Annotated in this window: 22 protein-coding genes and 3 tRNA genes; 11 read left to right on the forward strand and 14 right to left on the reverse strand. The window is 63.7% G+C overall.

What is annotated here, in order from left to right:
- Nucleotides 1-2 precede the first annotated feature (2 nt).
- Complete coding sequence (locus FHW83_RS14545; protein WP_176647088.1) at nt 3-1,001, forward strand: Ku protein; 999 nt, start codon at nt 3-5, stop codon at nt 999-1,001.
- Between the two features lie 26 nt (nt 1,002-1,027).
- On the opposite strand, the gene ligD is transcribed toward FHW83_RS14545, so the two are convergent.
- The gene (gene ligD, locus FHW83_RS14550) at nt 1,028-3,508 is read right to left on the reverse strand and encodes a DNA ligase D (protein ID WP_176647089.1); all 2,481 of its coding nucleotides are present in this window, start codon (nt 3,506-3,508) and stop codon (nt 1,028-1,030) included.
- Nucleotides 3,509-3,665: 157 nt separating this feature from the next.
- On the opposite strand from ligD, the gene FHW83_RS14555 reads away from it, so the two are divergent.
- Entirely contained in the window at nt 3,666-4,013 is a 348-nt protein-coding gene (locus FHW83_RS14555; RefSeq protein ID WP_176647090.1) for a hypothetical protein, read from the forward strand.
- Between the two features lie 127 nt (nt 4,014-4,140).
- Here FHW83_RS14555 and FHW83_RS14560 read toward each other — a convergent pair whose 3' ends face one another.
- From FHW83_RS14560 to FHW83_RS14580, 5 genes are all read right to left on the reverse strand, one after another.
- Nucleotides 4,141-5,631 (reverse strand): efflux transporter outer membrane subunit, encoded by a 1,491-nt coding sequence (locus FHW83_RS14560; RefSeq protein ID WP_176647091.1) that lies wholly within the window; start codon nt 5,629-5,631, stop codon nt 4,141-4,143.
- Between the two features lies 1 nt (nt 5,632).
- Entirely contained in the window at nt 5,633-8,821 is a 3,189-nt protein-coding gene (locus FHW83_RS14565; protein WP_176647092.1) for an efflux RND transporter permease subunit, read from the reverse strand.
- A 6-nt stretch (nt 8,822-8,827) separates the two neighbouring features.
- Entirely contained in the window at nt 8,828-10,063 is a 1,236-nt protein-coding gene (locus FHW83_RS14570) for an efflux RND transporter periplasmic adaptor subunit (RefSeq protein WP_176647093.1), read from the reverse strand.
- Between the two features lie 132 nt (nt 10,064-10,195).
- On the reverse strand, nt 10,196-11,050 hold the full coding sequence (locus FHW83_RS14575) for an alpha/beta hydrolase (RefSeq protein WP_176647094.1): 855 nt from the start codon (nt 11,048-11,050) through the stop codon (nt 10,196-10,198).
- Complete coding sequence (locus FHW83_RS14580; RefSeq protein WP_176647095.1) at nt 11,047-11,259, reverse strand: hypothetical protein; 213 nt, start codon at nt 11,257-11,259, stop codon at nt 11,047-11,049. Before FHW83_RS14580 ends, FHW83_RS14575 begins: the two co-directional genes overlap by 4 nt.
- 124 nt (nt 11,260-11,383) lie before the next feature.
- Here FHW83_RS14580 and FHW83_RS14585 point away from each other — a divergent pair, with 124 nt between their 5' ends.
- The 6 genes from FHW83_RS14585 to groL all read left to right on the forward strand — a co-directional run bounded on the left by FHW83_RS14585 (nt 11,384) and on the right by groL (nt 16,868).
- Nucleotides 11,384-12,310 carry a LysR family transcriptional regulator gene (locus FHW83_RS14585; RefSeq protein ID WP_176647096.1) on the forward strand — a complete coding sequence of 309 codons (927 nt, stop codon included), beginning with the start codon at nt 11,384-11,386 and terminating at the stop codon, nt 12,308-12,310.
- Between the two features lie 11 nt (nt 12,311-12,321).
- Nucleotides 12,322-13,290, forward strand: a complete 969-nt coding sequence (locus FHW83_RS14590) for a D-2-hydroxyacid dehydrogenase (protein WP_176647097.1) — start codon at nt 12,322-12,324, stop codon at nt 13,288-13,290.
- The gene (locus FHW83_RS14595; protein WP_176647098.1) at nt 13,287-14,090 is read left to right on the forward strand and encodes an alpha/beta fold hydrolase; all 804 of its coding nucleotides are present in this window, start codon (nt 13,287-13,289) and stop codon (nt 14,088-14,090) included. Before FHW83_RS14590 ends, FHW83_RS14595 begins: the two co-directional genes overlap by 4 nt.
- 56 nt (nt 14,091-14,146) lie before the next feature.
- Nucleotides 14,147-14,776, forward strand: a complete 630-nt coding sequence (locus tag FHW83_RS14600) for a diguanylate cyclase (protein WP_176647099.1) — start codon at nt 14,147-14,149, stop codon at nt 14,774-14,776.
- Nucleotides 14,777-14,918: 142 nt separating this feature from the next.
- Nucleotides 14,919-15,236, forward strand: a complete 318-nt coding sequence (locus FHW83_RS14605; protein ID WP_176647377.1) for a co-chaperone GroES — start codon at nt 14,919-14,921, stop codon at nt 15,234-15,236.
- 27 nt (nt 15,237-15,263) lie between these two features.
- The gene (gene groL / locus FHW83_RS14610; protein WP_176647100.1) at nt 15,264-16,868 is read left to right on the forward strand and encodes a chaperonin GroEL; all 1,605 of its coding nucleotides are present in this window, start codon (nt 15,264-15,266) and stop codon (nt 16,866-16,868) included.
- A gap of 12 nt (nt 16,869-16,880) precedes the next feature.
- Here groL and FHW83_RS14615 read toward each other — a convergent pair whose 3' ends face one another.
- From FHW83_RS14615 to FHW83_RS14645, 7 genes are all read right to left on the reverse strand, one after another.
- Nucleotides 16,881-17,363, reverse strand: a complete 483-nt coding sequence (locus tag FHW83_RS14615; RefSeq protein WP_218106281.1) for a VOC family protein — start codon at nt 17,361-17,363, stop codon at nt 16,881-16,883.
- On the reverse strand, nt 17,363-18,508 hold the full coding sequence (locus FHW83_RS14620; RefSeq protein ID WP_176647101.1) for an alpha-hydroxy acid oxidase: 1,146 nt from the start codon (nt 18,506-18,508) through the stop codon (nt 17,363-17,365). Before FHW83_RS14620 ends, FHW83_RS14615 begins: the two co-directional genes overlap by 1 nt.
- An 84-nt stretch (nt 18,509-18,592) precedes the next feature.
- Nucleotides 18,593-19,003, reverse strand: a complete 411-nt coding sequence (locus FHW83_RS14625) for a hypothetical protein (RefSeq protein WP_176647102.1) — start codon at nt 19,001-19,003, stop codon at nt 18,593-18,595.
- Between the two features lie 110 nt (nt 19,004-19,113).
- Nucleotides 19,114-19,190: transfer RNA gene (locus FHW83_RS14630), tRNA-Arg, on the reverse strand.
- Nucleotides 19,191-19,247: 57 nt separating this feature from the next.
- Nucleotides 19,248-19,324: transfer RNA gene (locus FHW83_RS14635), tRNA-Arg, on the reverse strand.
- 74 nt (nt 19,325-19,398) lie between these two features.
- Nucleotides 19,399-19,475, reverse strand: a tRNA-Arg gene (locus FHW83_RS14640).
- 192 nt (nt 19,476-19,667) lie between these two features.
- Nucleotides 19,668-19,883, reverse strand: a complete 216-nt coding sequence (locus FHW83_RS14645) for a hypothetical protein (RefSeq protein WP_229224189.1) — start codon at nt 19,881-19,883, stop codon at nt 19,668-19,670.
- Between the two features lie 229 nt (nt 19,884-20,112).
- Here FHW83_RS14645 and FHW83_RS14650 point away from each other — a divergent pair, with 229 nt between their 5' ends.
- The 3 genes from FHW83_RS14650 to FHW83_RS14660 all read left to right on the forward strand — a co-directional run bounded on the left by FHW83_RS14650 (nt 20,113) and on the right by FHW83_RS14660 (nt 24,401).
- The gene (locus FHW83_RS14650) at nt 20,113-20,931 is read left to right on the forward strand and encodes a response regulator (RefSeq protein WP_176647104.1); all 819 of its coding nucleotides are present in this window, start codon (nt 20,113-20,115) and stop codon (nt 20,929-20,931) included.
- Nucleotides 20,932-21,004: 73 nt separating this feature from the next.
- Nucleotides 21,005-23,200 carry an ATP-binding protein gene (locus FHW83_RS14655; RefSeq protein WP_176647105.1) on the forward strand — a complete coding sequence of 732 codons (2,196 nt, stop codon included), beginning with the start codon at nt 21,005-21,007 and terminating at the stop codon, nt 23,198-23,200.
- A 223-nt stretch (nt 23,201-23,423) separates the two neighbouring features.
- A complete protein-coding gene (locus FHW83_RS14660) occupies nt 23,424-24,401 on the forward strand; it encodes a diguanylate cyclase domain-containing protein (RefSeq protein WP_176647106.1) in 978 nt (325 codons plus the stop codon).
- 47 nt (nt 24,402-24,448) lie between these two features.
- Here FHW83_RS14660 and FHW83_RS14665 read toward each other — a convergent pair whose 3' ends face one another.
- Entirely contained in the window at nt 24,449-24,868 is a 420-nt protein-coding gene (locus tag FHW83_RS14665; RefSeq protein ID WP_176647107.1) for a hypothetical protein, read from the reverse strand.
- Nucleotides 24,869-25,037 lie beyond the last annotated feature (169 nt).

Genomic DNA, 25,037 nt, shown 5'->3' on the forward strand with positions numbered 1-25,037 from the left:
CCATGGCCGCACGCGCTTTGTGGAAAGGGGCGATCAGCTTTGGCCTGGTCTACATTCCGGTCGAGATGTACACGGCCGTGCAGGAGCACGACCTCGATCTGACCATGCTGGACCGGCGCGATTTTTCGCCGGTCGGCTACAAGCGCTATAACAAGAAGACCGGCAAGGAGGTCACCTGGGACGATATCGTCAAGGGCTACGAGTACGAGGACAACGAGTACGTGGTGCTGTCAGACGAGGACCTGAAGCGCGCCAACGTGGAAGCCACGCAGACCATCGATATCGTGGCCTTCGTGGAGGCGGCCGACGTGCCGCTCACCTACTACGAAACGCCCTACTACCTGGCGCCGGCGCGTGGCGGCGCCAAGGTGTACGCGCTGCTGCGCGAGACGCTGCGCAAGGCCGGCAAGATAGGCATCGCCACGGTGGTGATGCGCACCAAGCAGCACCTGTGCGCGCTGGTGTGCGTCGAGGACAAGATCGTGCTGAATACCCTGCGCTATGCGACCGAGATCCGCGACGCCGAGGAGTTGAAGCTGCCGCCCGCCACCTTGAAAGCGGCCGGCATCAGCGACAAGGAGCTGCAAATGGCGCTGTCGCTGGTGGACGGCATGAGCGAGGAGTGGAAACCGGAGCAGTATCACGACACCTACAAGGAAGACGTGATGGCCATGATCAAGAAGAAAATCAAGGCCGGCCAGACCAAGACCATCACCGCGCCCGAGAAGGACACCGCCGCGCCCAAGGCGTCCAACGTGGTGGATCTGGTGGCGCTGCTGCAGAATAGCCTGGGCAAGCGTGGCGCCAAGGGCGCGGCGGCCAAGGCCAAACCGCGCGCCGAGGAAGAAGAGGATGACGAGGAAGTGGAGGCCAAGCCGAAGCCACGCCGCACCACCTCGACCACGCGCGCCAAGAGCGGCGCCAAATCGACCGCGAAGACGGCAAGCCACACTACGGCCGCCGCCAAGCGCAAGCCCGCCGCGAGCCGCAAGGCCGCGTAAGCGCTGCGCCGGGTCTCGGTCGGCGCTCAGCCCTGCCCGGGCTTGAACTTCATCAGCTTCATCGCCGGCGCCAGGCCCTTGGCGGCTTTGGCGTAATCGTCCCAAGGGGCGTTGCCGACGTCCAGCCGATCGTGGACGTTGGTGACGTTCCATTGATCGGCGCTCTGGAGGCCATCCAGTTCGTCCCACGTGATCGGCACGGAGATGCCGAGGCCGGGCCGGGTGCGCGCCGACCATGCGCACACCGTGGTGGCGCCGCGTCCGTTGCGCAGGTAATCGATGAAGATCTTGCCGACGCGGTTGCGCGGGCCGCTCTTCACCACGAAGCGATCCGGTATGGTCTGCGCCATGTGGGCGACAATCGCCTGCGAGAAGGACTTGACGTCATCCCAGCCATAGCCCGGCTTGACCGGCACCACCACGTGCAAGCCCTTGCCGCCGCTGGTCTTCAGGAAAGCCGGCAGATCAAGCTCGGTGAGGAAGGCGCGCATCAGGTGGGCCGCCTCCTTGACCTGGTCCCAGCTGACGTTCTTGCCGGGGTCAAGGTCGAAGATCATGCGGTTGGGCTTTTCATAGCTGCTGCCGTTGGCGTTTTGTGTGTGCAGCTCGACCACGTTCATCTGCGCGGCCGACAGCAAGGCTTCCTCGGACGGCACTTCCAGCATCGGCGGGTGATCGGGATCGAGCGACTGCTTGAACTGCTTCACGCCGGGCATGCGCGAGATTTCGGCGTGCTTCTGGAAGAACAGTTCACCGCCCACGCCATCCGGTGCGCGCACCAGCGATACCGGGCGGCCTTTCAGGTGGGGGATCATCAGGTCGGCCACCAGCGCGTAGTAGCGTATCAGCGCGATCTTGGTGGCGCCGCTTTGCCTGTCGATGACACGGTCCGGATTGGTAATCTTCATGGAGGCGAGCGCGGATTGCATGGCGGGTTGCTCCTCTTTGATGTGAACGGGATTTTCACGCGTGATGCCGGCGGCGCGCTTGTCCTTGCGCAGCCCCTGGAACACGGCGTGGCGAATGGAGCCTGAATGCGTCCATTCGCTGAAGCTGATTTCGGCCACCAGCGTCGGCTTGAGCCAGTGGGCTTTCTTGTCGATGTCGCGGCTCGGAGCGAAGGGACTTTTTTCGGCATGGAGCTTGTCCATCCTCGCTTTCAGGTCCCGCAGCGAGGTGGCGTTGAAGCCGCTGCCAACGTTGCCGGCGTACTGGAGTTTGCCGTTTTCGTCGTAGGTTCCCAGCAGGAGCGAGCCGAAGCCGCTGCGCGAGCCTTGCGGGTCGGTGTAGCCGCCAATCACGAACTCCTGGCGCTGGCCGCATTTGAGCTTGATCCAGGTGCCGGTGCGGCGCGCGGTATAGCGCGAGTCCTTGCGCTTGCCGATGATGCCTTCGAGGCCCATCTGGCAGGCGGCTGCGATCATGTCCTGCGGCGGCGCGCTCAACGCGGCGCTGAAGCGGACGTTCCCGGTTTCGCGTTCGGCCATGATGTCTTGCAGGATGGCGCGGCGCTCTTCCAGCGGCAGGTCGCGCAGATCGCGGCCGTTGTGGAACGGGATGTCGAACAAAAAGTAGACGATGTCGCCGGGGTGGTCTTCGTCGAAGGCGTTTTGCAGCAGGCCGAAGTCGGGGCGGCCGTCGTCGTCGTGGACCACGATCTCACCGTCGTACCAGCCCGAGGGCAGCTTGAGGCGCGCGAGTTCGGCGCGCAGCGGTTGCAGCTTGTGGGTCCAGTCGTTACCGTTGCGGGTGATGAGGCGGACGTCCTTGCCGTCCACGCGCGCCAGCAGCCGGTAGCCGTCGAACTTGACCTCGAACAGCCAGTCCTCGGCCGATGCCGGCGGGGCGTCCACCAGCGTGGCCAGTTGCGGCGACAAGGTCTCCGGCATGGCCGACTTGGGCGCTGCACGCAGGATGTCCGCGGCGGAAGGCGGGGCGGCGGCCGTGGGCGCGGCAGGCATAGGCAGCGACTTGACGCTGTCCGGCATTTCATCCACCACGCTGAATTCCTCAGCCGAGCGTACGTACTCATCGTGCTCCTTGATGAGCAGCCATGGTTCCTGCTTCTCGCCCTTGCCCTTCATGCGCACCAGCACCCAGCGGCCGTGCATCTTGTGGCCGAACATTTCAAACTTCAGGTTTCCCGCCTTGAGCGCCTTGTGCGGATCATCCAGCGGCTTCCACGTTCCCTTGTCCCAGATGATCACCTTGCCCGCGCCGTACTGCCTGGGCGGAATCGTGCCTTCGAAATCGTTATAGGAGATGGGATGGTCTTCGACATGCACCGCCATGCGCTTGTCGTGCGTGTCGTAGCTGGGACCTTTGGGCACGGCCCAACTCATCATGACGCCGTCAAGTTCCAGGCGGAAGTCGTAATGCAGGCGCGTCGCCCAATGCTTCTGGATGACGAACGTGAGGGTGCCAACGCCCTCCTCGCCCCCCTCCGCCGGTTCGGGCGTGATGGCGAAGTTGCGCTTGGCCTTGTAGGTTTTGAGTGAGCCTTTCATGCGCCCAGCCTATGCCCGATCCGGCACCCGCACCGTGCGATACCCAACATGTAAGCGATTGTAAAGGCCGTCAACGACACCAATCCGGGCCACGTTTTTTGCTCAGAGACGCGGGAATTGTCCCGGGCCCGAAACCTGAAAACTAAAGGATTGAATCATGACTAAAGTAATCGCTACCCTGATCGCCGGCCTGTTCGCTACCGCCGCATTCGCACAGACCCCAGCCCCCGCCACCCCGGCAGCCGCTCCAGCCGCCGCCAAGGCCGAAGCCAAGGAAACCAAGGCCGCCGCCAAAGCGGAAGCCAAGGAAACCAAGGCTGAGATCAAAGCCGAAGCCAAGACCGCCAAGGTAGAAGCCGACGCCAAGAAAGACGTGGCCGTCGCCAAGGCCGAAGAAAAAGCCGACAAGGCCGACGCTCACGCCAAAGCCACCAAAACCAAAGCCAAAGCCCACGCCAAGGCGGAAAAAGCAGAAACCACCCCTGCCCCAGTCGTAACCAAGTAAATATGTCGTTCCGGCGCAGGCCGGAACCCATAGAACGCATGAGCTGACATACCGCATGCGTTCCATGGACTCCGGCCTTCGCCGGAGTGACGAAAAAAAAAGCGGACCTGCGGTCCGCTTTTCTGCGTTACTTCTGCGCCAGCGTGGTTGGCGGCGCATCGCCCCAGCCGCCGCCCAGCGCGCGGATCAACGCCACCGTGGTGACCGCGCGATTGCCGCGCAACTGCACCGCGCTGCGTTCCACCGCCGCCAAGTTGCGCTGCGCGTCCAGCAGATCCAGATAGCTGGAACGGCCGGCCGTGTAGAGCTTCTGCGCCAGGTCCGCCGAACGACGTGCCGACACCACGGCATCTTCAATCTGCGCCGTCTGGCCAGCCAGAATACGCAGGCCCGCCAGATTGTCTTCCACCTCGGCGAACGCCGTCAGCACGCTCTGACGATACGTGCCAACCGATTCCTCCAGCGCCGCTTCGCTGCGCGTGATGTTGGCGCGATTACGGCCACCATCGATCAACGGCATCGACAACGCGGCACCCAGCAACCACGAACGGCTGCTCCACTTGAACACATCCGCCACCGTGTTGCCCGACACGCCGCCAGCATTCGCGTTCAGCACCAGCGACGGGAACATGGCCGAACGCGCCACGCCGATGCGGGCATTGGCCGCTTCCATCGCGCGCTGTGCGGCGGCGATGTCCGGACGACGCTCCAGCAGGGTCGAAGGCAGACCGGCAGGAATAACCGGCAGCAGCGTGCCATCCAGCAGCGGGCTGTTACCGGCCGTGTAGCTGGCCGCTGGCTTGCCCAGCAAGACCGCCAGCGCATGCTCGGTGGTCACGCGTTGACGCTGCAGGCCAATGGCTTCGGCCCGCGCCGTCGCCAGTTCGGTCTTGGCGCGCGACAGATCGAACTCGCCAATGTCGCCCAGGTCGAAACGACGCTGGTTGACCTTGACGTTTTCTTCACGCGTCTGCACCGTGCGGTTCAGCGTTTCCAGTTCGGCGTCGGTGGAACGCAGACGGAAGTAAGTCTGCGCCACATCAGCCTGCACCGCCAGCAGCACCGAGCGGTAGTTGGCTTCCACCGAAGCGGCGTCGCCACGCGCTGCCGCCACATTCGACGATACGCGGCCGAACAGATCAACCTCGTAGCTGGCCGTCAGGCTGGCGTTGAACACCTTGGCCGGATCGACCGGCGTACCGGCCGGCAGGCCGGCCTCGGTCGGCGACTGGCGCAGGCGCTGCGCGCCGGCGTTCACGCCCACTTGCGGAATGCGGTCCGCTTCCGCGATGCCGGCGATGGCGCGCGCCTGCTTGACGCGGGCTGCGGCAACGGCCAGGTTGGCGTTGGCGCGGGTGGCTTCGTTGATCAGCTCATTCAGGGCCGGATCGTTGAAAGCCAGCCACCATTCGCCGCGCGGCTGCGCCTCGGCGGGCTGCGCCTGTTTCCAGGTGCTGCCGTCAGCGGCGGTCTTCACCTCCGCCGGCGCCTGCGACTCCTTGAAGGCGGTCGGCACATCCATCGCAGGCTGCTTGAATTCCGGTGCGGCGCACGCGGTCATCAGCAAGGCAGCCAGGATGGGCGCGACGCCTTTTGCGATCATATGCAGCTTGTTCATGTTAGTGGGTCCCTTCCAGTTTGGCCGGAGCGGCATCCGCCGCCACGGCTGGTTTATTCTTCTCCAGACGCACAGCCAGGGTACGCAGCAGGACGTAGAACACCGGCGTCAGGAACAGGCCGAAGAAGGTCACGCCCAGCATGCCGGCAAACACCGCCACACCCATCGCATGACGCATTTCCGAACCGGCGCCGTGCGAGAACACCAGCGGCAGCACGCCCATGATGAATGCGATCGACGTCATCAGAATCGGGCGCAGACGCAGACGGCATGCTTCCAGCGCGGCTTCCACGATCGAGCGGCCATGGTGTTCCAGCTCCCGTGCGAATTCCACGATCAGAATCGCGTTCTTCGACGCCAGGCCAACCAGCACGAACAGCGCAATCTGGGTGAAGACGTTGTTGTCGCCGTGGGTCAGTTTCACGCCAATCAGCGCGCACAGGATCGACATCGGCACGATCAGGATCACCGCCAGCGGCAAGGTCCAGCTTTCGTACTGGGCGGCCAGCACCAGGAACACCAGCAGCACGCACAGCGGGAACACGTAGATCATGGTGTTACCCGACAGGATGTCCTGATACACCAGCTCAGTCCATTCGTAGCCGATACCTTTCGGCAGAACTTCGTTGACGATCTTGGTCATCTCGGCCTGCGCTTCGCCCGACGACACGCCAGGAGCCGGTGCGCCATTGATCTCGGCAGCCACGTAGGCGTTGTAACGCTGTACGCGATCCGGGCCATAGCTGTCTTTCACGCGCATCAGCGACGACAGCGGAATCATCTCGCCCTTGTCGTTACGGACTTTCAGCTGGGCGATGTCTTCCGCGTGCGAACGGAACTGCTGGTCAGCCTGCACACGTACCTGATAGGTACGGCCGAACTGATTAAAGTCGTTCACATACAGCGAGCCCAGATTGATCTGCAAGGTCTGGTAGATCGTATTCAGCGGCACGCCCAATTGCTTGGCCTTGGCGCGGTCGATGTCAGCGAACAGCTGCGGCACGTTGATCTGGTAGCTGGAGAACACGCCGGCCAGTTTCGGGTTTTGCCATGCTTTCATCTGCACCGCTTGCACGGCTTTGTACAGCGCGTCGTAACCGAGGTTGTCGCGGTCTTCGACCATCAGCTTGAAGCCGCCGGTGGTGCCCAGGCCATTGACTGGCGGTGGCGGCAGCACCATCACGAACGCGCCTTCGATCGCGCCCATGCGCTTGTTGATTTCAGCGGCGATCGCTTCGGCCGATTCGCCAGGCTTGGTGCGCTGGTCGAATGGTTTCAAACCAGTGAACACGATACCGGCGTTAGGCGCGTTGGTGAAGCCGTTGATCGACAGGCCAGGGAACGAGATCGAGTTCTCCACGCCCGGGATTTCCTTGGCGATGTCCGACATCTTGCGGATCACGGCGTCGGTACGGTCCAGCGAAGCCGCGTCAGGCAGCTGGGCGAAGCCGATCAGGTACTGTTTGTCCTGGGCCGGCACGAAGCCCGGCGGCACCACCTTGAACATGAAGCCAGCTGCAACCGCCAGCACGGCGTACACGATCAGCGACGAGCCTTTGCGTTTCAACACGCCGGTCACGCCGGTTTCATAGCTGTGCGAGGCGCGGTTGAAGAAGCGGTTGAACCAGCCGAAGAAGCCGCCGAAGATCTTGTCCATGACGCGGGTCAGCGCATCTTTCGGTGCGTTGGCCGGTTTCAGCAGGGCTGCGGCCAGCGCAGGCGCCAAGGTCAGCGAGCTGAATGCCGAAATCACGGTCGAAATCGCGATGGTCAGGGCGAACTGCTTGTAGAACTGGCCCGACAGACCGGAGACGAAGGCGATCGGCACGAACACGGCGCACAGCACCAGCGCAATCGCGATAATCGGACCGCTCACCTCTTTCATCGCCTGGATGGTCGCCTCACGCGGATTCAGGCCGTCGTGAATATTACGCTCGACGTTCTCCACCACCACGATCGCATCGTCGACCACGATACCGATGGCCAGCACAAGGCCGAACAGCGACAGCGTGTTGATCGAGAAGCCAAAGGCCAGCATCACGGCGAAGGTACCCACCACCGAGACAGGAACGGCCAGCAGCGGGATCACCGATGCGCGCCAGGTTTGCAGGAATACGATCACCACCAGTGCCACCAGGATGATAGCCTCAACCAGGGTGTGGATCACGGAACGGATCGATTCACGCACGAATTGGGTCGGGTCGTACACAATGCTGTATTCGACGCCTTCCGGGAAATCTTTCGACAGGCGAGCCATGGTCGATCGCACGTCAGCCGACAGTTGCAGCGCGTTGGCGTTCGGTGCTTCGAAAATAGGAATCGCCACCGCCGATTTGTTGTTCAGCAGCGAACGCAGGGCGTAGGAGTTCGAGCCCATCTCCAGGCGAGCCACGTCCTTCAGCAGCGTGACCGCGCCGTCGTTGTTGGTCTTCAGGATGATGTTGCCGAATTCTTCTTCCGACTGCAGACGGCCTTGGGTGTTGACGGTCAGCTGGAAGTCCGCGTTCTTGCTCGGGCCCTGGCCGATCACACCGGCAGCCACCTGCACGTTCTGTTCGCGGATGGCGTTCACCACGTCACCTGCGGTCAGGCCGCGCTGCGCCACTTTCTGCGGGTCGAGCCAGACGCGCATGGCGTAGTCGCCCGAACCAAACAGCTGCACCTCGCCCATGCCAGGCAGGCGTGCCAGTTGGTCCTTGATGTTCAGCACCGCGTAATTGCGCAGATACAGGTCGTCGTAACGGCCGTTCGGCGAATTCAGGTGGACCACCATGGTCAGGTTGGGCGACGATTTGACGGTCGTCACGCCGATCTGGCGCACTTCTTCCGGCAGGCGTGGCAGCGCGCGCTGGACGCGGTTCTGCACTTGCGTTTCGGCCTGCTCGACGTTGGTGCCGATCTTGAAGGTGACGGTCAGCGCCAGCGCGCCGTCCGAGGTGTTTTGCGAGGACATGTACAGCATGTTCTCGACGCCGTTGATCTGTTCCTCAAGCGGCGCGGCCACGGTTTCCGCGATGATCTTCGGATTCGCGCCCGGATACTGCGCGCGCACCACCACCGACGGCGGCACCACGTCCGGGTACTCCGAGATCGGCAGCTTGAAGATGGATATCAAGCCGGCGACGAAGATAACGATCGACAGCACCGCCGCGAAGATCGGCTTGTCGACGAAAAATCGAGAGATATTCATTTTTAATTATTCCTTGGAGGTGCCGGTCTTTTTGGTATCGACGGCGGCGACTTTCTCTTCTTTCTTGGCCACGTTGGCTGCCAACGGATCGGAATCCATCGGCACCACGGTCGGGGTCAGCGGCGAACCTGGCTTCACGCGTTGCAGGCCGTTGACGACGATCTTCTCGCCCGGCTTCAGACCTTCACGCACCACGCGCAGGCCGTCGATTTGCTGGCCCAGCGTGACCGGACGGTATTCCGCCTTGTTGTCCTTGTCGACCACGAACACGAACTTGCGGTTCTGGTCCGTGTTGACGGCGCGTTCGTTGATCAGGATCGCTTGCTTGGCGCCGGTGCTGCCCGCCAACTGCACGCGGGCGAACAGGCCGGGAACCAGCGCGCCGTCGGTGTTGGCCAGGGTGGCGCGCATGCGCACCGAGCCGCTGCGGACGTCCAGCTGGTTGTCGACGAATTCCAGTTTGCCTTCATGCGGGAAGCCGGTTTCGTTGGCCAGACCGATCTTCACGGTGGCCGGCTTGCCCTGGTGGGCGGCGGCGCCGACGCGCAGGTAGGTGTCTTCGTCGCCGTCGAACGAGGCGTAGATCTGATCCAGCGACACCACGGAAGTCAGCACGGCGGAAGCATCCACCAGGTTACCCAGCGTGATCTCGGCTTTCGACACGCGGCCGTTGATTGGCGAGGTCACCTGCGTGTAGCTCAGATTCAGCTTGGCCGCCTCGTACTGCGCCTGCGCGGCGCGGGCATCGGCTTCTAGTTGCTTGAAGCTCGAAGCGGAAGCGTCGTATTCGCGCTGGGCGATGGCTTTGTCGGCCAGCAGCTTCTCCGAACGCACCAGTTCCACTTTCGCCAGGTCGGCCTTGGCGCGAGCGGAGTTGGCGGCGGCTTCGGCGCGGTTGGCCTCGGCCTGGTACGGACGCGGATCGATCACGAACAGCACGTCGCCCTTCTTCACCTGCGAGCCAGGCTTGAAGTTGATGGCGGTGATGAAGCCGCTCACGCGCGGACGGATCTGCACTTGTTCAATGGCTTCCAGACGGCCGGAGAACTCCTGCGTTTCAATGATGCTTTTCTCGACCACGGCTGCCGCCGAAATCGGAGGACCGCCCGCGCCGGCTGGTGCTTCGGCGGCCTTGCTGTTCGCGTCGCCGCAGCCGGAGAGGGAAATTGCGGCCAGGCCCGCCAGCGCCATAGCGGCGGCCAGCGGCCGGGCTATAGCGGTCATTGATTTAATGTTTTTCATGTTAAATCCTTTTTGTATGAAAATAATTAATAGAAAAGGCGGCACCGGGCGGTCTCAACGAAAATCGAGAAAACACGGTACTAGCGCCCCGCCGGCAAGCCAGTGGGGACGTGATCGGACTACTGCTTACTGCTAAGGGTTAGGACGATCCAGACCAGCGATGAAGCTGGCGATTTCGCCCAACGCCTGACATCGACAGGCGCATTCGTTACGTGCCCCGACATCGTTAAGGGGCGCCGGCTGCATACGCCGGACAGTGGTCTTGACGCCGCACGAAATCAGCTTGGCGCCATATAATTCCGCTTCATCGCGCAGCGGGTCATCTTCGGTCGACAGGATCAATGCCTGCGGCAGGTTTTTCAAACGGCTCGACTGCAGCGGCGACGCATACGGGTGCGTGCGGTCGGCGGCATTCGGCAGGTAGCCGCGGTAGGCCTTCGCGCAAGCGTCGGCCACGTCCAGCAGCTCCGGCGCCGCCTGCATTTCGCGCATCGAGCAGGTGGTCAGGCCCGGGTCCAGCATCGGCATGATCAGTATCTGGCCGGTCAACGCGGGGCCGCCGCGATCGCGTGACATCAGCGCGCAGACGGCTGCCAGGTTGGCGCCCGCTTCAATCCCCGCCACCAGCAACTGCTTGCCGGTCCAGCCCAACTTGGCCTTGTTCTTCTTGGCCCACACCAGCACCGCGTGCGCATCCTCCACCGCCGCCGGGAAGGGTTTTTCGGTCGCCAGCGTATAGGCAGAGGCTAACACGGCCACTTGCGGGCTGTCGTCTGCCAAATGGCGCAGGAAGATATCCGCGTCCTCCAGGTCGCCGCCGACAAAACCGCCGGCGTGGTAGTACACCAGCAGCAGGTCGCGCTTCACGCCGGTATCGCCGCTGGTGTAGAGACGCGCCGCCAGCGGACCCTCCGCGCCCTTGACCTCAAGGCTGCGGATTTTCAGTCGGTCCGACAAGGTCGGCAGCTTCTCTACTGGATCGTTCATTGTTGCACCGTGCCCGATTCGTTGGAGGACAACATGGTGGCGGCATCGCAGACCGCCGCGTCGCCGCTGGCCACCAGGGTCAGGGCACGCACGCCGTGCACTTCAACCTGCGCGGTGTGGGAATAAGCGTCGGTATACACCACGCCAGCCAATGCCGCCGACGTCAGCGCCAATGTGATCGTTGCGAAAATTGCATCCCGATATTTCATGATACGTCCTCCTTTCTTCATCTTTTGCTTTGTGCAGTACAGCAATCTTAAACTTGATCTACAATCCGATAAATACGGCAAAGTTGAATTGATTGTTCAGGATCCCGAACAATGAAGGCGAAAGATGAATAAACTTCAAGCGATGGAAGTATTTGTACAGGTGGTGGACGCCGGCGGCTTCACGCGCGCGGCGGAAAACATGCAGTTGCCCAAGGCCACGGTATCCACCCTGATCCAGTCATTGGAGACGTCGCTGTCGGTCAAGTTATTGCACCGGACCACGCGCCACGTCAGCGTCACGGCCGACGGCGCGGCCTATTATGAGCGCTGCCTGCGTATCCTGGCCGACGTGCGCGAGGCCGAGGAATCGCTGTCGCGCACCCGTCTCAGCCCCTCCGGGCGGCTGCGGGTGGACGCGCCGACCGGCCTGGCGAGCGAGGTGATCGTGCCCGCCCTGCCCGACTTTTTCGAACGCTATCCCGATATCCAGCTCGAGCTGGGCGCCAGCGACCGGACGGTGGACCTGATCGAGGAAGGCGTGGACTGCGCGGTGCGCGGCGGCCAGCTGGGCGACTCCAGCCTGATCGCGCGCCGCGTCGGCATCATGCACTTCATCACCTGCGCCACGCCGGCCTACCTGGACCGCTTCGGCCGCCCCAGCCATCCGAATGAACTGCTGCGGCACCGATGCGTCAACTACTTTTCCTCGCGCACCGGTAAAATCTACGACTGGGATTTCACGCGCGACGGCGAACGCGTGCAAGTGGCCATGCCCGGCCTGATCGCGCTCAACGACACCAATTCCTACACGGCGGCGGGACTGGCCGGGTTGGGCATCGTGCAGATACCGAATTTCTGGATGGAGTCCATGATCAAGGACGGCCGCCTTGAAACCATCCTCGACGGCTGGGTCAGCGACCCGGTGCCGGTACATGTGGTGTATCCGCAGAACCGCCACCTGTCGGCCAAGGTGCGCGTGTTTGTCGAGTGGATCGCCGAACTGTTTTCCAATCACCCCGGCATGCGCCTGCCCGCGCGCGCCGCCTTATGAGGGATTGCCCCATGACGCAACGTATTGTTTTCCTGGACCGCGACAGCGTGATCGCCACCGTGCGCAAGCCGTCGTTCGCGCACGAGTGGACCGAGTACCCGGCCACGCGCGCCGGCGAGGCCGTGACGCGCCTGCGCGACGCGCGCGCCACCATCGCCATCACCAACAAGGTGCCGCTGTCGGCCGACGACCTGGCGCAGCTGCCGGACCTGAAGATGATCGCGGTGGCGGCCACCGGCACCAACATCATCGACCTGGCGGCGGCCGCACAGCGCGGCATCGTGGTCTCCAACATCCGCAACTACGCGGTGCATACGCTGCCCGAGCACACCTTCGCGCTGATCCTGGCGCTGCGCCGGCAGCTGGTGGCGTATCGCGCCGACATCGAGGCCGGCCTGTGGCAGAAGTCCGAGCGCTTCTGCCTGTTCGGCCATCCGATCAGCGACCTGACGGGGAGCCGCCTCGGCCTGTTTGGCTACGGCGCGCTGGGCAAGGCCACGGCGCGGATCGCGCGCGCCTTCGGCATGGAAGTCATCGTGCACAATCGCTCGCCGCTGCCCGACGCTGCGGCCGACGGCGTGCGCGAAGCCGGCTTCGATGAAGTGCTGGAGACCTCGGACGTCATCAGCCTGCACCTGCCGCTGACCGACAAGACCCGCAACATGATCAGCGCCAAGGAACTGATACGCATGAAGCGCAACGCCCTGCTGATCAACACCGCGCGCGGCGGCCTGGTGGACGAGGTGGCGCTGGCCGACGCCCTGCGCACGGGCGTGATCGCCGGCGCCGGCTTTGACGTGCTGGTGACCGAGCCGCCGCCGGCGGACAACGTGCTGCTCAACCTGCGGCTGCCCAACTTCATCCTCACGCCGCACTCGGCGTGGGCCAGCACGCAAGCCATGCAAACGCTGGTGGATCAACTGATCGACAACATCGAAGCCTGGGTTGCCGGCACGCCGCGCAATGTGGTGACGGCATGAAGCGCGCCATACTGATCGCCGCCCTGCTGTCGGCCGGCGTCCACGCGGCGCCGCCGGCCGGTCAAGACGCGCTGGCCGGACCGCAGATGAAGGTGGACGTCGGCGGCCGCAAGCTGAACACCTACTGCGCCGGCAAAGGGTCCCCGACCGTGATCTTCGAGGCCGATGCCGGCCGCGCCGGCTGGGACTGGTCGGCGGTGCTGCCGGAAGTGGCGAAGCATACACGCGCCTGCGTATATGACCGCGCGGGCCTGGGATCGAGCGATCCGATCATCCGCGCAGCGACGGTGGCCAACGCCAGCAAGGACTTGAACTTCCTCATCAAAAACGCCCGCATGGAGGGGCCGTTCGTGCTGGTGGGCGCCGGCTATGGCGCCATGGTGGCGCAGCACTTCGCGCTGCGCTCGCGCGGCGCCAACGTCGCCGCGCTGGTGCTGGTCCAGCCGATGCACGAAGACGCCCTACCCGCCGACCGCGCGGCAAAACTGGATGCGGTGCTGGCCTGCCTGAACGCGGCGGAGCAAGGCAAGCCGGGGCCGGACTGCGGCTACGCCGCCACCAGCATCAACGGCGACATCGGCCCGGCGCTGGCGGCGGCGCAGGCGGCGCAAGCCAGCAAGCCGACCTACTGGCGCGCCCGTGCGTCCGAACTGGACAGCATGGAGGTCAGCGCCGACCAGCTGCGCAAAGCCCGCAAGCCCTGGGGCGACATCAAGGTCACCGAGCTGGCGCAGGCGGAGCCGGCGGCCATCAGCGCGGCCGTGCTGCAAGCGATAGGCGCACACGCGGGCTCCCAATAATTCCGCAGGCTGGGCTAGAATTTCCCCATCATCGTGTATGAATGGGGAATTTTCCAATGCATATTTTTGATATCGTATCCGCCCACATGGGGACGGTCGGCCTGCCCCTGTATGCTGTCTCGGCAACGCGCGTCAACCTGCCCGACACGCCGACGCTGCTATTCCTCCACTGGCATGGCTTCCGCCGCGCCACCACCTTGCATCTCGACGGCGTGGAATTGCCGCCGCGCGCCGTCCCAAGCTCCGCCCTGCAATTCGACGGCCCCTGGCCCAGCACCGCCTCCGCCGAACAGGAAGTGCTGGACGCCGCCTGGCGCCTCGGCGCCTGGAACGTCGAGCGCTTGCAGCGGCGCGCCTGCAACCACGTCTCCGCCTCGGCCAGCGAAGCCTTCGACTGCCGCCTGGCCTTTGGCGACAACGCCGCCGACTATCCCGAGGAGACCGTGCTTGGCGCCGATGCATCCACCCGCAACGAGCTGATGCAACTGGCCGCGCGCAAGGGCTATGCGCGCTGGCTGTTCCAGCCGACCAAGGGCGGGCTGTGGGCCGGCGTCGGCCCCGCCGATGACAGCCTCGACGCCGATGGCGGCCGCCAGTCGGATTGCCCGGTGCGCCCGGTGCCGGCCGGCCCGGCCGTCAGAACCGTCTACCAACTGGGACGCATCGATCAGCTGCTTCCACCCTGATACATTTTGTTACAAACAGGCGGTGGGCCGGGGTCTTGAAAACAAAAAACCGGCAACATATTTTCGCCTCGCTGAAGTCAGGTCCAGCCGAGTCTGGGCCGGTTCACTTTGGAATGATCTGTAACCATTGGAGATAGAAATGATGAAAATTCGTCCCCTTTACGACCGGGTTATTGTTAAGCGAATTGAGCAACAACGCCAAACCGCGTCCGGCATCGTGATCCCTGATTCCGCCGCCGAAAAGCCTGAGCAAGGCGAGGTGCTGGCGGTGGGTCACGGCCGCTCGCTGCCGGACGGCACGCTGCGCGCGGTGGCGGTCAAGGTCGGCGATTCCGTATTGTTCGGCAAGTACGCCGGTCAAACCGTCAAGCTGGATGGTGAAGAGGTGCTGGTGATGCGCGAGGAAGACATCCTCGGCGTGATCGAGCAATCTTCGGCTGCTGTGAAAGCCGCCGCCTAACCCTGTCTGACTATACGGAGAAAAAAAATGACTGCAAAAGAAGTCCAATTCCATGACGACGCACGCGCCCGCATCGTGAAGGGCGTCAACGTGCTGGCCAATGCCGTGAAGGTAACGCTGGGTCCTAAAGGCCGCAACGTGGTGATCGACCGCAGCTTCGGCGCGCCCACCATCACCAAGGATGGCGTCTCGGTGGCCAAGGAAATCGAACTCAAGGACCGGCTGGAAAACATGGGCGCGCAAGTGGTGAAACAGGTCGCATCGAAAACCGCCGACGTGGCCGGCGACGGCACCACCACCGCCACCGTGCTGGCCCAGTCCATCGTGCAGGAAGGCATGAAGTACGTGGCCGCCGGCATGAATCCAATGGATCTCAAGCGCGGCATCGACCAGGCCGTCAGCGCCGCGGTTGCGGAACTGCAGAAAATCTCGCGTCCGATCAGCACCAACAAGGAAATCGCCCAGGTCGGCTCGATCTCGGCCAACTCCGACAGCGCGATTGGCGACATCATCGCCCAGGCCATGGAGCGCGTCGGCAAGGAAGGCGTGATCACCGTGGAAGACGGCAAATCGCTGGAGAACGAGCTGGAAGTGGTGGAAGGCATGCAGTTCGACCGTGGCTACCTGAGCCCCTACTTCATCAACGATCCGGACAAGCAGCTGGCGCGGCTGGAAGATCCGCTGGTGCTGCTGTATGACAAAAAGATCGGCAACATCCGCGAGCTGCTGCCGGTGCTGGAACTCTCGGCCAAGGCCGGCAAGCCGCTGTTCATCGTGGCGGAAGAAGTGGAAGGCGAAGCGCTGGCCACGCTGGTGGTGAACTCGGTGCGCGGCATCCTGAAAGTGGCGGCCGTGAAAGCGCCGGGCTTTGGCGACCGCCGCAAGGCCATGCTGGAGGACATCGCCGTGCTGACCGGCGCCACCGTGATTTCCGAGGAAACCGGCCTGACGCTGGAGAAAGCCACGCTGGAACAGCTGGGCAGCGCCAAACGCATCGAGGTGCTGAAGGAATCGACCACCATCATCGACGGCGCCGGCGAGCAGAAACGCATCGACGCCCGCGTGGCGGCGATCCAGTCGCAGATCGAGCAAGCCACCAGCGACTACGACAAGGAAAAACTGCAGGAGCGCGTGGCCAAGCTGGCCGGCGGCGTGGCCGTCATCAAGATCGGCGCCGCCACCGAGGTCGAGATGAAAGAGAAGCGCGACCGCGTGGACGACGCGCTGCACGCGACCCGCGCTGCGGTGGAGGAAGGCATTGTGCCGGGCGGCGGTGTAGCGCTGCTGCGCGCGCGCAAGGCCATCGCCCAGCTGCAGGGCGCTAACGCCGACCAGCAGGCCGGCATCCAGATCGTGCTGCGCGCGCTGGAGGAACCGCTGCGCGTGATCACCGCCAACGCCGGCGATGAGCCGTCGGTGGTGGTGGCCAAGGTGATCGAAGGCGAAGGCAACTTCGGCTACAACGCCGCCACCGGCCAGTATGGCGACCTGGTGGAGAGCGGTGTGATCGACCCGACCAAGGTCACCCGCACGGCGCTGCAAAACGCCGCGTCGATCGCCTCGCTGATCCTGACCACCGAGGCCACCGTGTCGGAAACCACGGCCGAGGAAAAGCAGAAGGAACTGGCCTAAGCGCTCGTCCGGCTAGTTGATGCGATCCACCACCAGATGGTTATCCTGGTCGAGGACCCAGACGTCTTCGTAGTCGACCTCGAACAGATGGCCATCGGGATCCTTGAAGTAGCCGGCGATGCCCCAGTGAGTGCGGGTGGCGGGTTTGACGACCTTGCCGCCCGCCTCTTCCGCCTTGGCCAGGATGCGCGGCACATCCTCCGGTTTGCGCGCCACGTGAATCAGCGCCACGCCGGAGAAACCTTTGTTTTCAGCGGTCGGCTCCAGCGCATCCTTGGCCAGGTCGCCGCGGTTGATCAGGCAGATGGCGTAGCCGCCCATACTGAATTTGACGAAACCGTCGCTGCTGGTGGGCGAACGCTGCCATCCCAGCGCCTCGTAAAAGCGCGCCGCACGCGCCACGTCGTTCACACCCAGCAGCACCATGTGCATGCGCTGGCTCGGCGCCAGCGTTTCGGCAAAAATGTAGGTGTGGCCTACGGCTTGATCCAGCATTAAAAACTCCCCGGCAGTAAAATATTTTTATCGACCTGGCGCACGTCGCGCAGGCCGCAGAAGGCCATCGTCAAATCCAGTTCATTGCGGATAATGTCCAGGCATTTGCTGACGCCCCGCTCGCCCATCGCGCCCAGACCGTACAGGAAGGGACGGCCGATGTAGACGCCTTGCGCGCCCAGCGCCAGCGCCTTGATCACGTCCTGGCCGGAGCGGATGCCGCCGTCCATGTGCACTTCGATCTGCTTGCCGACCTCGTCCACAATCGCCGGCAGCGCGCCGATCGAGGACTGGGCGCCATCGAGCTGGCGGCCGCCGTGGTTGGAGACGATCAGCGCATCGGCGCCGCTTTCCACGCACAGGCGCGCATCTTCCGCATCCATGATGCCCTTGATGATCAGCTTGCCGCCCCAGCGCTGCTTGATCCACTCCACGTCCTTCCACGACAGGCTGAGGTCGAACTGCTGCGAGGTCCAGGACGACAGCGAGGACATGTCCGACACCGAAGTCGCATGGCCGACGATGTTGCCGAAACTGCGGCGTTTGGTGCCCAGCATGCCCAGGCACCAGCGCGGCTTGGTGGCCAGGTTGAGGATGTTCGGGATGGTCAGCTTGGGCGGCGCCGACAGGCCGTTGCGCAGGTCCTTGTGGCGCTGGCCCAGCACCTGCAAGTCCAGGGTCAGCACCAGCGCCGAGCAGCGCGCGGCCTTGGCGCGGTCGATCAGGCGGTTGATGAAATCGCGGTCCTTCATCACGTATAGCTGGAACCAGAACGGCTTGCTGGTGTGGGCGGCGATGTCCTCGATCGAGCAGATGCTCATGGTGGACAGCGTGAACGGCACGCCGAATTTTTCGGCGGCTTTGGCGGCCAGGATTTCGCCGTCGGCGTGCTGCATGCCGGTCAGGCCGGTGGGCGCGAGCGCGACCGGCATGGCGACCGGCTGGCCAATCATGGTGCTGGCCAGCGAGCGGTTTTCCAGGTTGACGGCCACGCGCTGGCGGAATTTGATTTTGGCGAAATCCTCGTTGTTGGCGCGGTAGGTGGATTCGGTCCAGGAGCCGGCATCAGCGTAATCGTAAAACATGCGCGGCACGCGTTTCTTGGCCAGCAGGCGCAGGTCTTCAATGTTGGTGATGATGGTCATGCACACGCTCCCCCTCTGACGATGATCGCTAGATCATCGGGCATTTTTAAGAAAATGCCAATAGGAAGGCGTGCTGCAATGCGGCTAGCGCAGGTGTGTGTACCACTGGAAGAAAACAAGTTGCATGGTGAACTGCAACGCTGCGAGGGAGATGCCGACACTAATCACCCAATTGCGCGAATACGTTATGGTGTTCGCCAGGTCTTCCTTGGTCGCATAATGGGTCAGCAGCTGGCCTATGTACTCTTTCATGTCCGCCCGCAGACCCCGCAGCTCTTCCTTGAAGTCGGCACGTTGTGTGGCAAGTGCGGCGTTGAAATCGTCACGTTGCGTGGCAAGCGCGGCGTTGAAGTCGGCGCGCTGCTGGGCCAACGCCTTGTCCAGGTCCGCCCTGGTGACGTAATTACCGCGGATCTCTTCGACGATCTCCAGCACCGTTTCCATTTGATGCTCCTGCAACGAGACACGTAGCCCAATGTTTTTATCATTTGCCATGATAGCCTCCAAGTCAAGAGAGGTAGTCTAACGTGCGTGCCTGAGCCGGCGTTTGAGGAAGCGCAAAGCAAAAGGGCCCGATGATTGCTCATCAGGCCCTTCTACATGTTTGGTGCGGCTGGCAGGAATCGAACCCACGACCCCTTGGTTCGTAGCCAAGTACTCTATCCAGCTGAGCTACAGCCGCTTAACTTTTACTTCTACTGCTATCAAACAGACCCGACAGTCTGTTCAACTTTAAATCTGGTGCGGCTGGCAGGAATCGAACCCACGACCCCTTGGTTCGTAGCCAAGTACTCTATCCAGCTGAGCTACAGCCGCGCAAAACAAGAAGATTATAACAGCACTTTCTTGTAGAAAACAGAAGAATCTTCCAACTCTTCCGGTGAAACGATTGGTGCGGCTGGCAGGAATCGAACCCACGACCCCTTGGTTCGTAGCCAAGTACTCTATCCAGCTGAGCTACAGCCGCACTGTGCAAGCATTATATAGCATTAATTTTATTTTGCAAAGTTGGATATTTTCTATCTTTTAGTTGGTTCCGCAGATTAACCACCGAATCAACCGCTTTGCAAAACTGCTTTGCTGCATTCTTTCAAACAGCGTGCCGTTCGAAAGAAGCAGCATTATAGGGATACTCCCCGGGCTTGTCCAGCACTCCGTATCAGGTGCCAAACTCGGCGGCCGCCTTGGCCGACCACAACGCCTCGTTGTACGACGCATACGGAATGCCGTAGCAATCCACCTGCCCGTCCGCGCCCACGAACTTGATCCACCAGCCCGCGGCGTCGGACAGGATGGCGATGTCGCCAGCGCGGCAATGGGTCCCGATTTCCTCGCCCTGCTCCAGTACCACGATCTTCACTTTTCGATGCTTCATCACGGTCGCCATCGCTCCCCTCCCTTACTTCATTCATGCCAGTGATTACGCACATTACAAATATAAATTTGCATTCGATTGCGCATTGCAGCATCATTCACCTGTCTCCTCTATTCTCCTCCAAGGAAATAGATTTAGCCCGCTCCTGTAGCGGGCTTTTTTTTTACCGTGTAGGATGCACTCAGCTTTGCCTTTTCATAAGACAGATGACAGAGAATACACGCACCGCATGAATTCGCCCGCCGCCGCCACACCCCCTACCCCCGATTGGTCACAAACCGACCTGGGCGATCCCGCAGGCTGGCATCCCAGCCTGCGGCTGACCACCGATATCATGCTCAACTCCCCGCAGGCCATGCTGCTGATGTGGGGCCCCGAGCAAATCATGGTCTACAACCAGGCCTACGCGGACCTGGTCGCCCTGCCCGGCCTGCGCGCGCCCGGCGGCAAGGTGCCGTCGATGCAGCCGGGCGCGTGGAGCTGGAACAGCAACGCCCTGGCCGAGGCGCGCGCCGGCCGCAGCGTGGCCTACCACGGCTGCCGCCTGCCGCTGTGGCGCAACAACCGGGTCGAGCCGCAGGCGCTGGATTTGTACTACACGCCAGTCCGCACCGAGCACGGCGTGCACGGGATTTTGTGCACGCTGGCGCCGGCCGCCATGCTGCCGCAGGCGGAGCAGAACGCGCCGCTGCGCCTGCTGGTGGTGGAGGACAACGCCGACGCCCGCTACCTGGTGTGCGAGACCCTGCGCGCGCTGGGCCATGAGGTGCAGGCCGTGGCCAGCGGCGAGGAAGCCTTGCCGCTGCTGAGCATACAGGAATTCGACGTGCTGTTCACCGACGTCAGCCTGCCCGGCATGTCGGGCGTCGACCTGGCGCGGCACGCGCTCCAGCGGGCGCCGCAATTGGCCCTGCTGTTTGCCTCCGGTTACGGCGACGAGCTGACCCGTCATCTGGAGTTCCCCGCCCAGTCGCTGCAAAAACCGTACGATATTGAGCAGCTGCAAGCGGTGCTGGAGCGCGTCGCCGCACAGTTGCGCGCGCGCTGAGCGTTGTTTGTGCAGGACATTCCGCACTTCAACCGTGCGGAGCCGCCGTCGGAGTTGGCGCTAGAATAAGCCTATGATTCCGAACGACCCTATCGCCACTTCGCCGCCCGCGCCCGACGCGCACGAAGAGCTGTTGCGCGCGAGGGAAGCTTTACGCCAGAGCCAGCTTGAACTGCGCGCCCTCGCCAATTCCATGCCCCAACTCGCCTGGATCGCCGAACAGGACGGCCCGATGGTGTGGTACAACCAGCGCTGGTACGACTACACCGGCACCACGCCGGAACAAATGGCCGGCGACGGCTGGCAGCGCGTCTACGCGCCCGACTGCATCGGCGCCATGGAGTCCCACTGGGAACACTCGCGCCGCACCGGCACCCCGTTTGAACTGGAAATCCCGATCCGCAGCGCCAGCGGCGAGTTCCGCTGGTTCCTCACGCGCGCCAACCCGGTGCACGCCAGCGACGGCAGCATCCTGCGCTGGTTCGGCACCAGCACCGACGTCGACCAGGTCAAGCGGGTGCAGGAGGCGCTGCGCGACGAGACCGCCGTGCTGGAACTGCTCAACCATACCGGCACCATGCTAGCCTCGCAGCGCGATCTGCGCACGCTGCTGCAGGAAGTGACCGACGCCGCCACCAGCATCAGCGGCGCGCGCTTTGGCGCCTTCTTCTACCACACCACCAACAGCGCCGGCGAGGCGCTGCTGCTGCACACGCTGTCGCGCGACGCGCCGGACGGCTTCGCCAAGCTGGGCCAGCCGCGCGCCACCGCCCTGTTCGGCCACAGCATGCGCGGCGAGGGCACCATCCGCAGCGACGACCTGCTCAAGGACCCGCGCTACGGCCAGAATTTCCCTTACCACGGCGTGCCCGAAGGCCACCCGCGGGTGCGCAGCTACCTCGGCGTGCCGGTGGCGCTGCGCGGCGGCCCGGTGATCGGCTGCCTGCTGTTCGGCCACCCGCAACCGGGCATCTTCACCGAACGCACCGAGCGCATCATCGGCGGCATCGCGGCCCAGGCGGCGGTGGCGATCGACAACGCGCGCCTGTACGAGGCGGCGCAGCAGGCCGCCGAGGAGCGCAAGGTATTGCTCGACAGCGAGCGCCAGGCGCGCGCCGAGGCCGAGCGCACCAGCCAGCTCAAGGACGAATTCCTGGCCACGCTGTCGCACGAGCTGCGCACCCCGCTCACCGCCATCCTCGGCTGGGCCCAGGTGCTGCGTCACGGCAGCCGCGACCAGGCCGACCTGCAGCGCGGCCTGCAGACCATCGAGCGCAACGCCCGCGCCCAGGCGCAGCTGATCGAGGACCTGCTGGACATGAGCAGCATCGCCTCCGGCAAGGTGCGGCTGGAAATGCAGCCGCTGGCGCCGGCGGCGCTGGTGGCGGCCGCGCTGGAATCGGTGCGGCCGGCGGCGGACGCCAAGCAGATCCAGATCGAGCGCGACTTCGCGCGCGCGCCCGGCATGGTGCGCGGCGACGCCAACCGGCTGCAGCAGGTGCTGTGGAACCTGCTCAGCAACGCCATCAAGTTCACGCCGCGCGGCGGCACCGTCAAGGTCGGCCTGCAGCGCGACGGCGACCACGTCAGCATCACCGTGCGCGACAGCGGCATCGGCATCACGCCCGGCTTCCTCAACCATGTGTTCGAGCGCTTCCGCCAGGCCGACGCCACCACCACCCGCCAGCACGGCGGACTGGGGCTGGGCCTGGCCATCGTCAAGCACCTGGTGGAGCAGCACGGCGGCACCGTCAGCGTGGCCAGCGAGGGCGAGGGGCGCGGCGCCAGCTTCACCCTGCGCCTGCCGGCCTACGACGGCGCGCCGGCCGCCGCCAGCGCCGAGCCCGCCCCCGCGCCGCGCCATGGTGCGGCGCATGATCTGAGCGGCCTGCAAGTGCTGGTGGTGGACGACGAGGACGATGCGCGCGAGCTCATCAAACGCATCCTCAGCGATTGCAACGCCGAGGTGCTGACCGCCGCCACCGCCACCGAGGCGTTGAACTTGTTGCAACACGCGCGCCCCGACCTGATGGTCAGCGACCTCGGCATGCCGGAGGTCGACGGCTACGGCCTGCTGGACCGCATCCGCGCCATGGGACCGTCGCGCGGCGGCGACCTGCCCGCCATCGCGCTGACCGCGTTCGCGCGCTCGGAGGACCGGATCAAGGCCCTGACCAGCGGTTTCCTGGCCCATGTCGCCAAGCCGGTCGAGCCCGGCGAGCTGATCGCCAAGGTGGCGGCCACCAGCGCCGCCCACCGGCACGCGTGAGGAGGATGTGCGAAATTACCACAAGGCAACTACCTTCTCCTACTTTCAGACGCGGCGCTGTCCTACAGGCAATTTGAAAAACTCTTGATACACTACAATAATTAAAAAAAAGGCGTACAATAGTTTCCATGTGGAAATTAATGCCCTTGTGTGCGCCGCAGCACCCATGCATAGGCTATTATCGAATTAATACTGAGTATCCGAGACTGACGAGACCAACACTATGCCGAGCCGAGACGAAATCCTGAACGCCAAGATCCTGGTGGTGGATGACAGCGCAGACAACGTCGACCTGATGTTGGAAATCCTGCGCGAGGCCGGCTATACCAATGTCTCCTCCACCATGCTGCCGGAGCAGGTGTGTCCCATGCACCGCCAGCACAACTACGACCTGATCCTGCTGGACCTGCAGATGCCGGGCCTGAACGGTTTCCAGGTCATGAAGGGCCTGAAGGAGATCGAGCAAGGCGGCTACCTGCCGGTGCTGGCCCTGACCGCCCAGCCCAGCTTCAAGATCGCCGCGCTGGAGGCCGGCGCGCGCGACTTCATCAGCAAGCCGTTCGACCTGCTCGAGGTGCACAAGCGCATCCACAACATGCTGGAGGTGCGCCTGCTGTACCGCGAGCTGGCCCAGTACAGCCGCCAGCAGCAGGAGCTGGCGCTGCACGACCCCCTCACCAGCCTGCCGAACCGGCGCCTGCTGGAAGACCGCATCTCCACCGTGCTGCAGCACGCGGCCCGCCAGCAAAACAAGGCGGCCGTGATGTATCTCGACCTGGACGGCTTCAAGATCATCAACGACACCCACGGCCACGCCTACGGCGACGAGATCCTCAAGCAGGTGGCGCAGCGCCTGGTGGGCTGCTCGCGCAAGGAGGACACGGTGGCGCGGGTGGGCGGCGACGAGTTCGTCATCGTCATGGGCAATATCGCCACCGTGTCCGACACCCAGGAACCCTGCAACAAGCTGATCGAGGCGGTGTCCCAGCCCTACCAGGTCAACGGCCTGACGCTGCAGCTGTCGACCAGCATCGGCGTCGGCATCTTCCCGGACGACGCGACCGAGGTGGCCGAGCTGATCGCCGCCGCCGACGGCGCGCTGTACGAGGCCAAGCGCTCCGGCAAGAACCGCTGCTGCACCGCGCAGATGATGCGCACCCGCCCGGCCCAGCACCACACCATGTCGGCCACGCTCGCATGAGCCATGGACGGGCCAGGCAACGCCCGTCCCGCCCATCGGCCCACCGCTTAATGGGTGGCCGCCTCCTCCTTCAAGCCCTTTTGCGTGCTCTGCTCCACCTTGCCGGCGTGCTGGTGGTCGTCGTGCGCGTCCACGGTTTCGGGCGGCACCTCGATGCGCGTGATGCCGGCGTCCACCGAGACCGGGTCGCTGGCCGGGAAGGTCATCTCGACGCCACTGTCGAGCAAGGTTTCCTTGGCCTGCTCCTGCGGCGTTTCCTGCTCGTGCTCGGCCAGCGTGGTGATGGCGGCTGCCCATTTCACGAACCGCAAGTCGGCCAGCTCGCGCACCGTGTGCACATTGAAGGCCTGCGCCAGCGCCTTGGCATCCTTGGCGCTGACGCCGCGCAGCGCGCTGATGGGGGCGTCGGCCAGCGCGCGGAAGCTCTGGCCCACGTATTCCTTGTCCACGACAGTATCGATATTCATGATGGGTTCCTTTCAGTTGAACGTCCTGCCCCACTGTGCCAGCCGACCCGCCGCGGGTCTGTGCGGGAGCGAACGCAGCCCCGCGCGCCCGCTCCCCTGTTGCGCCCGCCCACATGGCGCTTTTGACATTCATATAGGCGCTTGTTATGATCGATTGATGCTTTCGCGG

Source organism: Duganella sp. SG902 (assembly GCF_013376005.1).
In the GTDB taxonomy this organism is placed as follows: domain Bacteria; phylum Pseudomonadota; class Gammaproteobacteria; order Burkholderiales; family Burkholderiaceae_D; genus Rugamonas.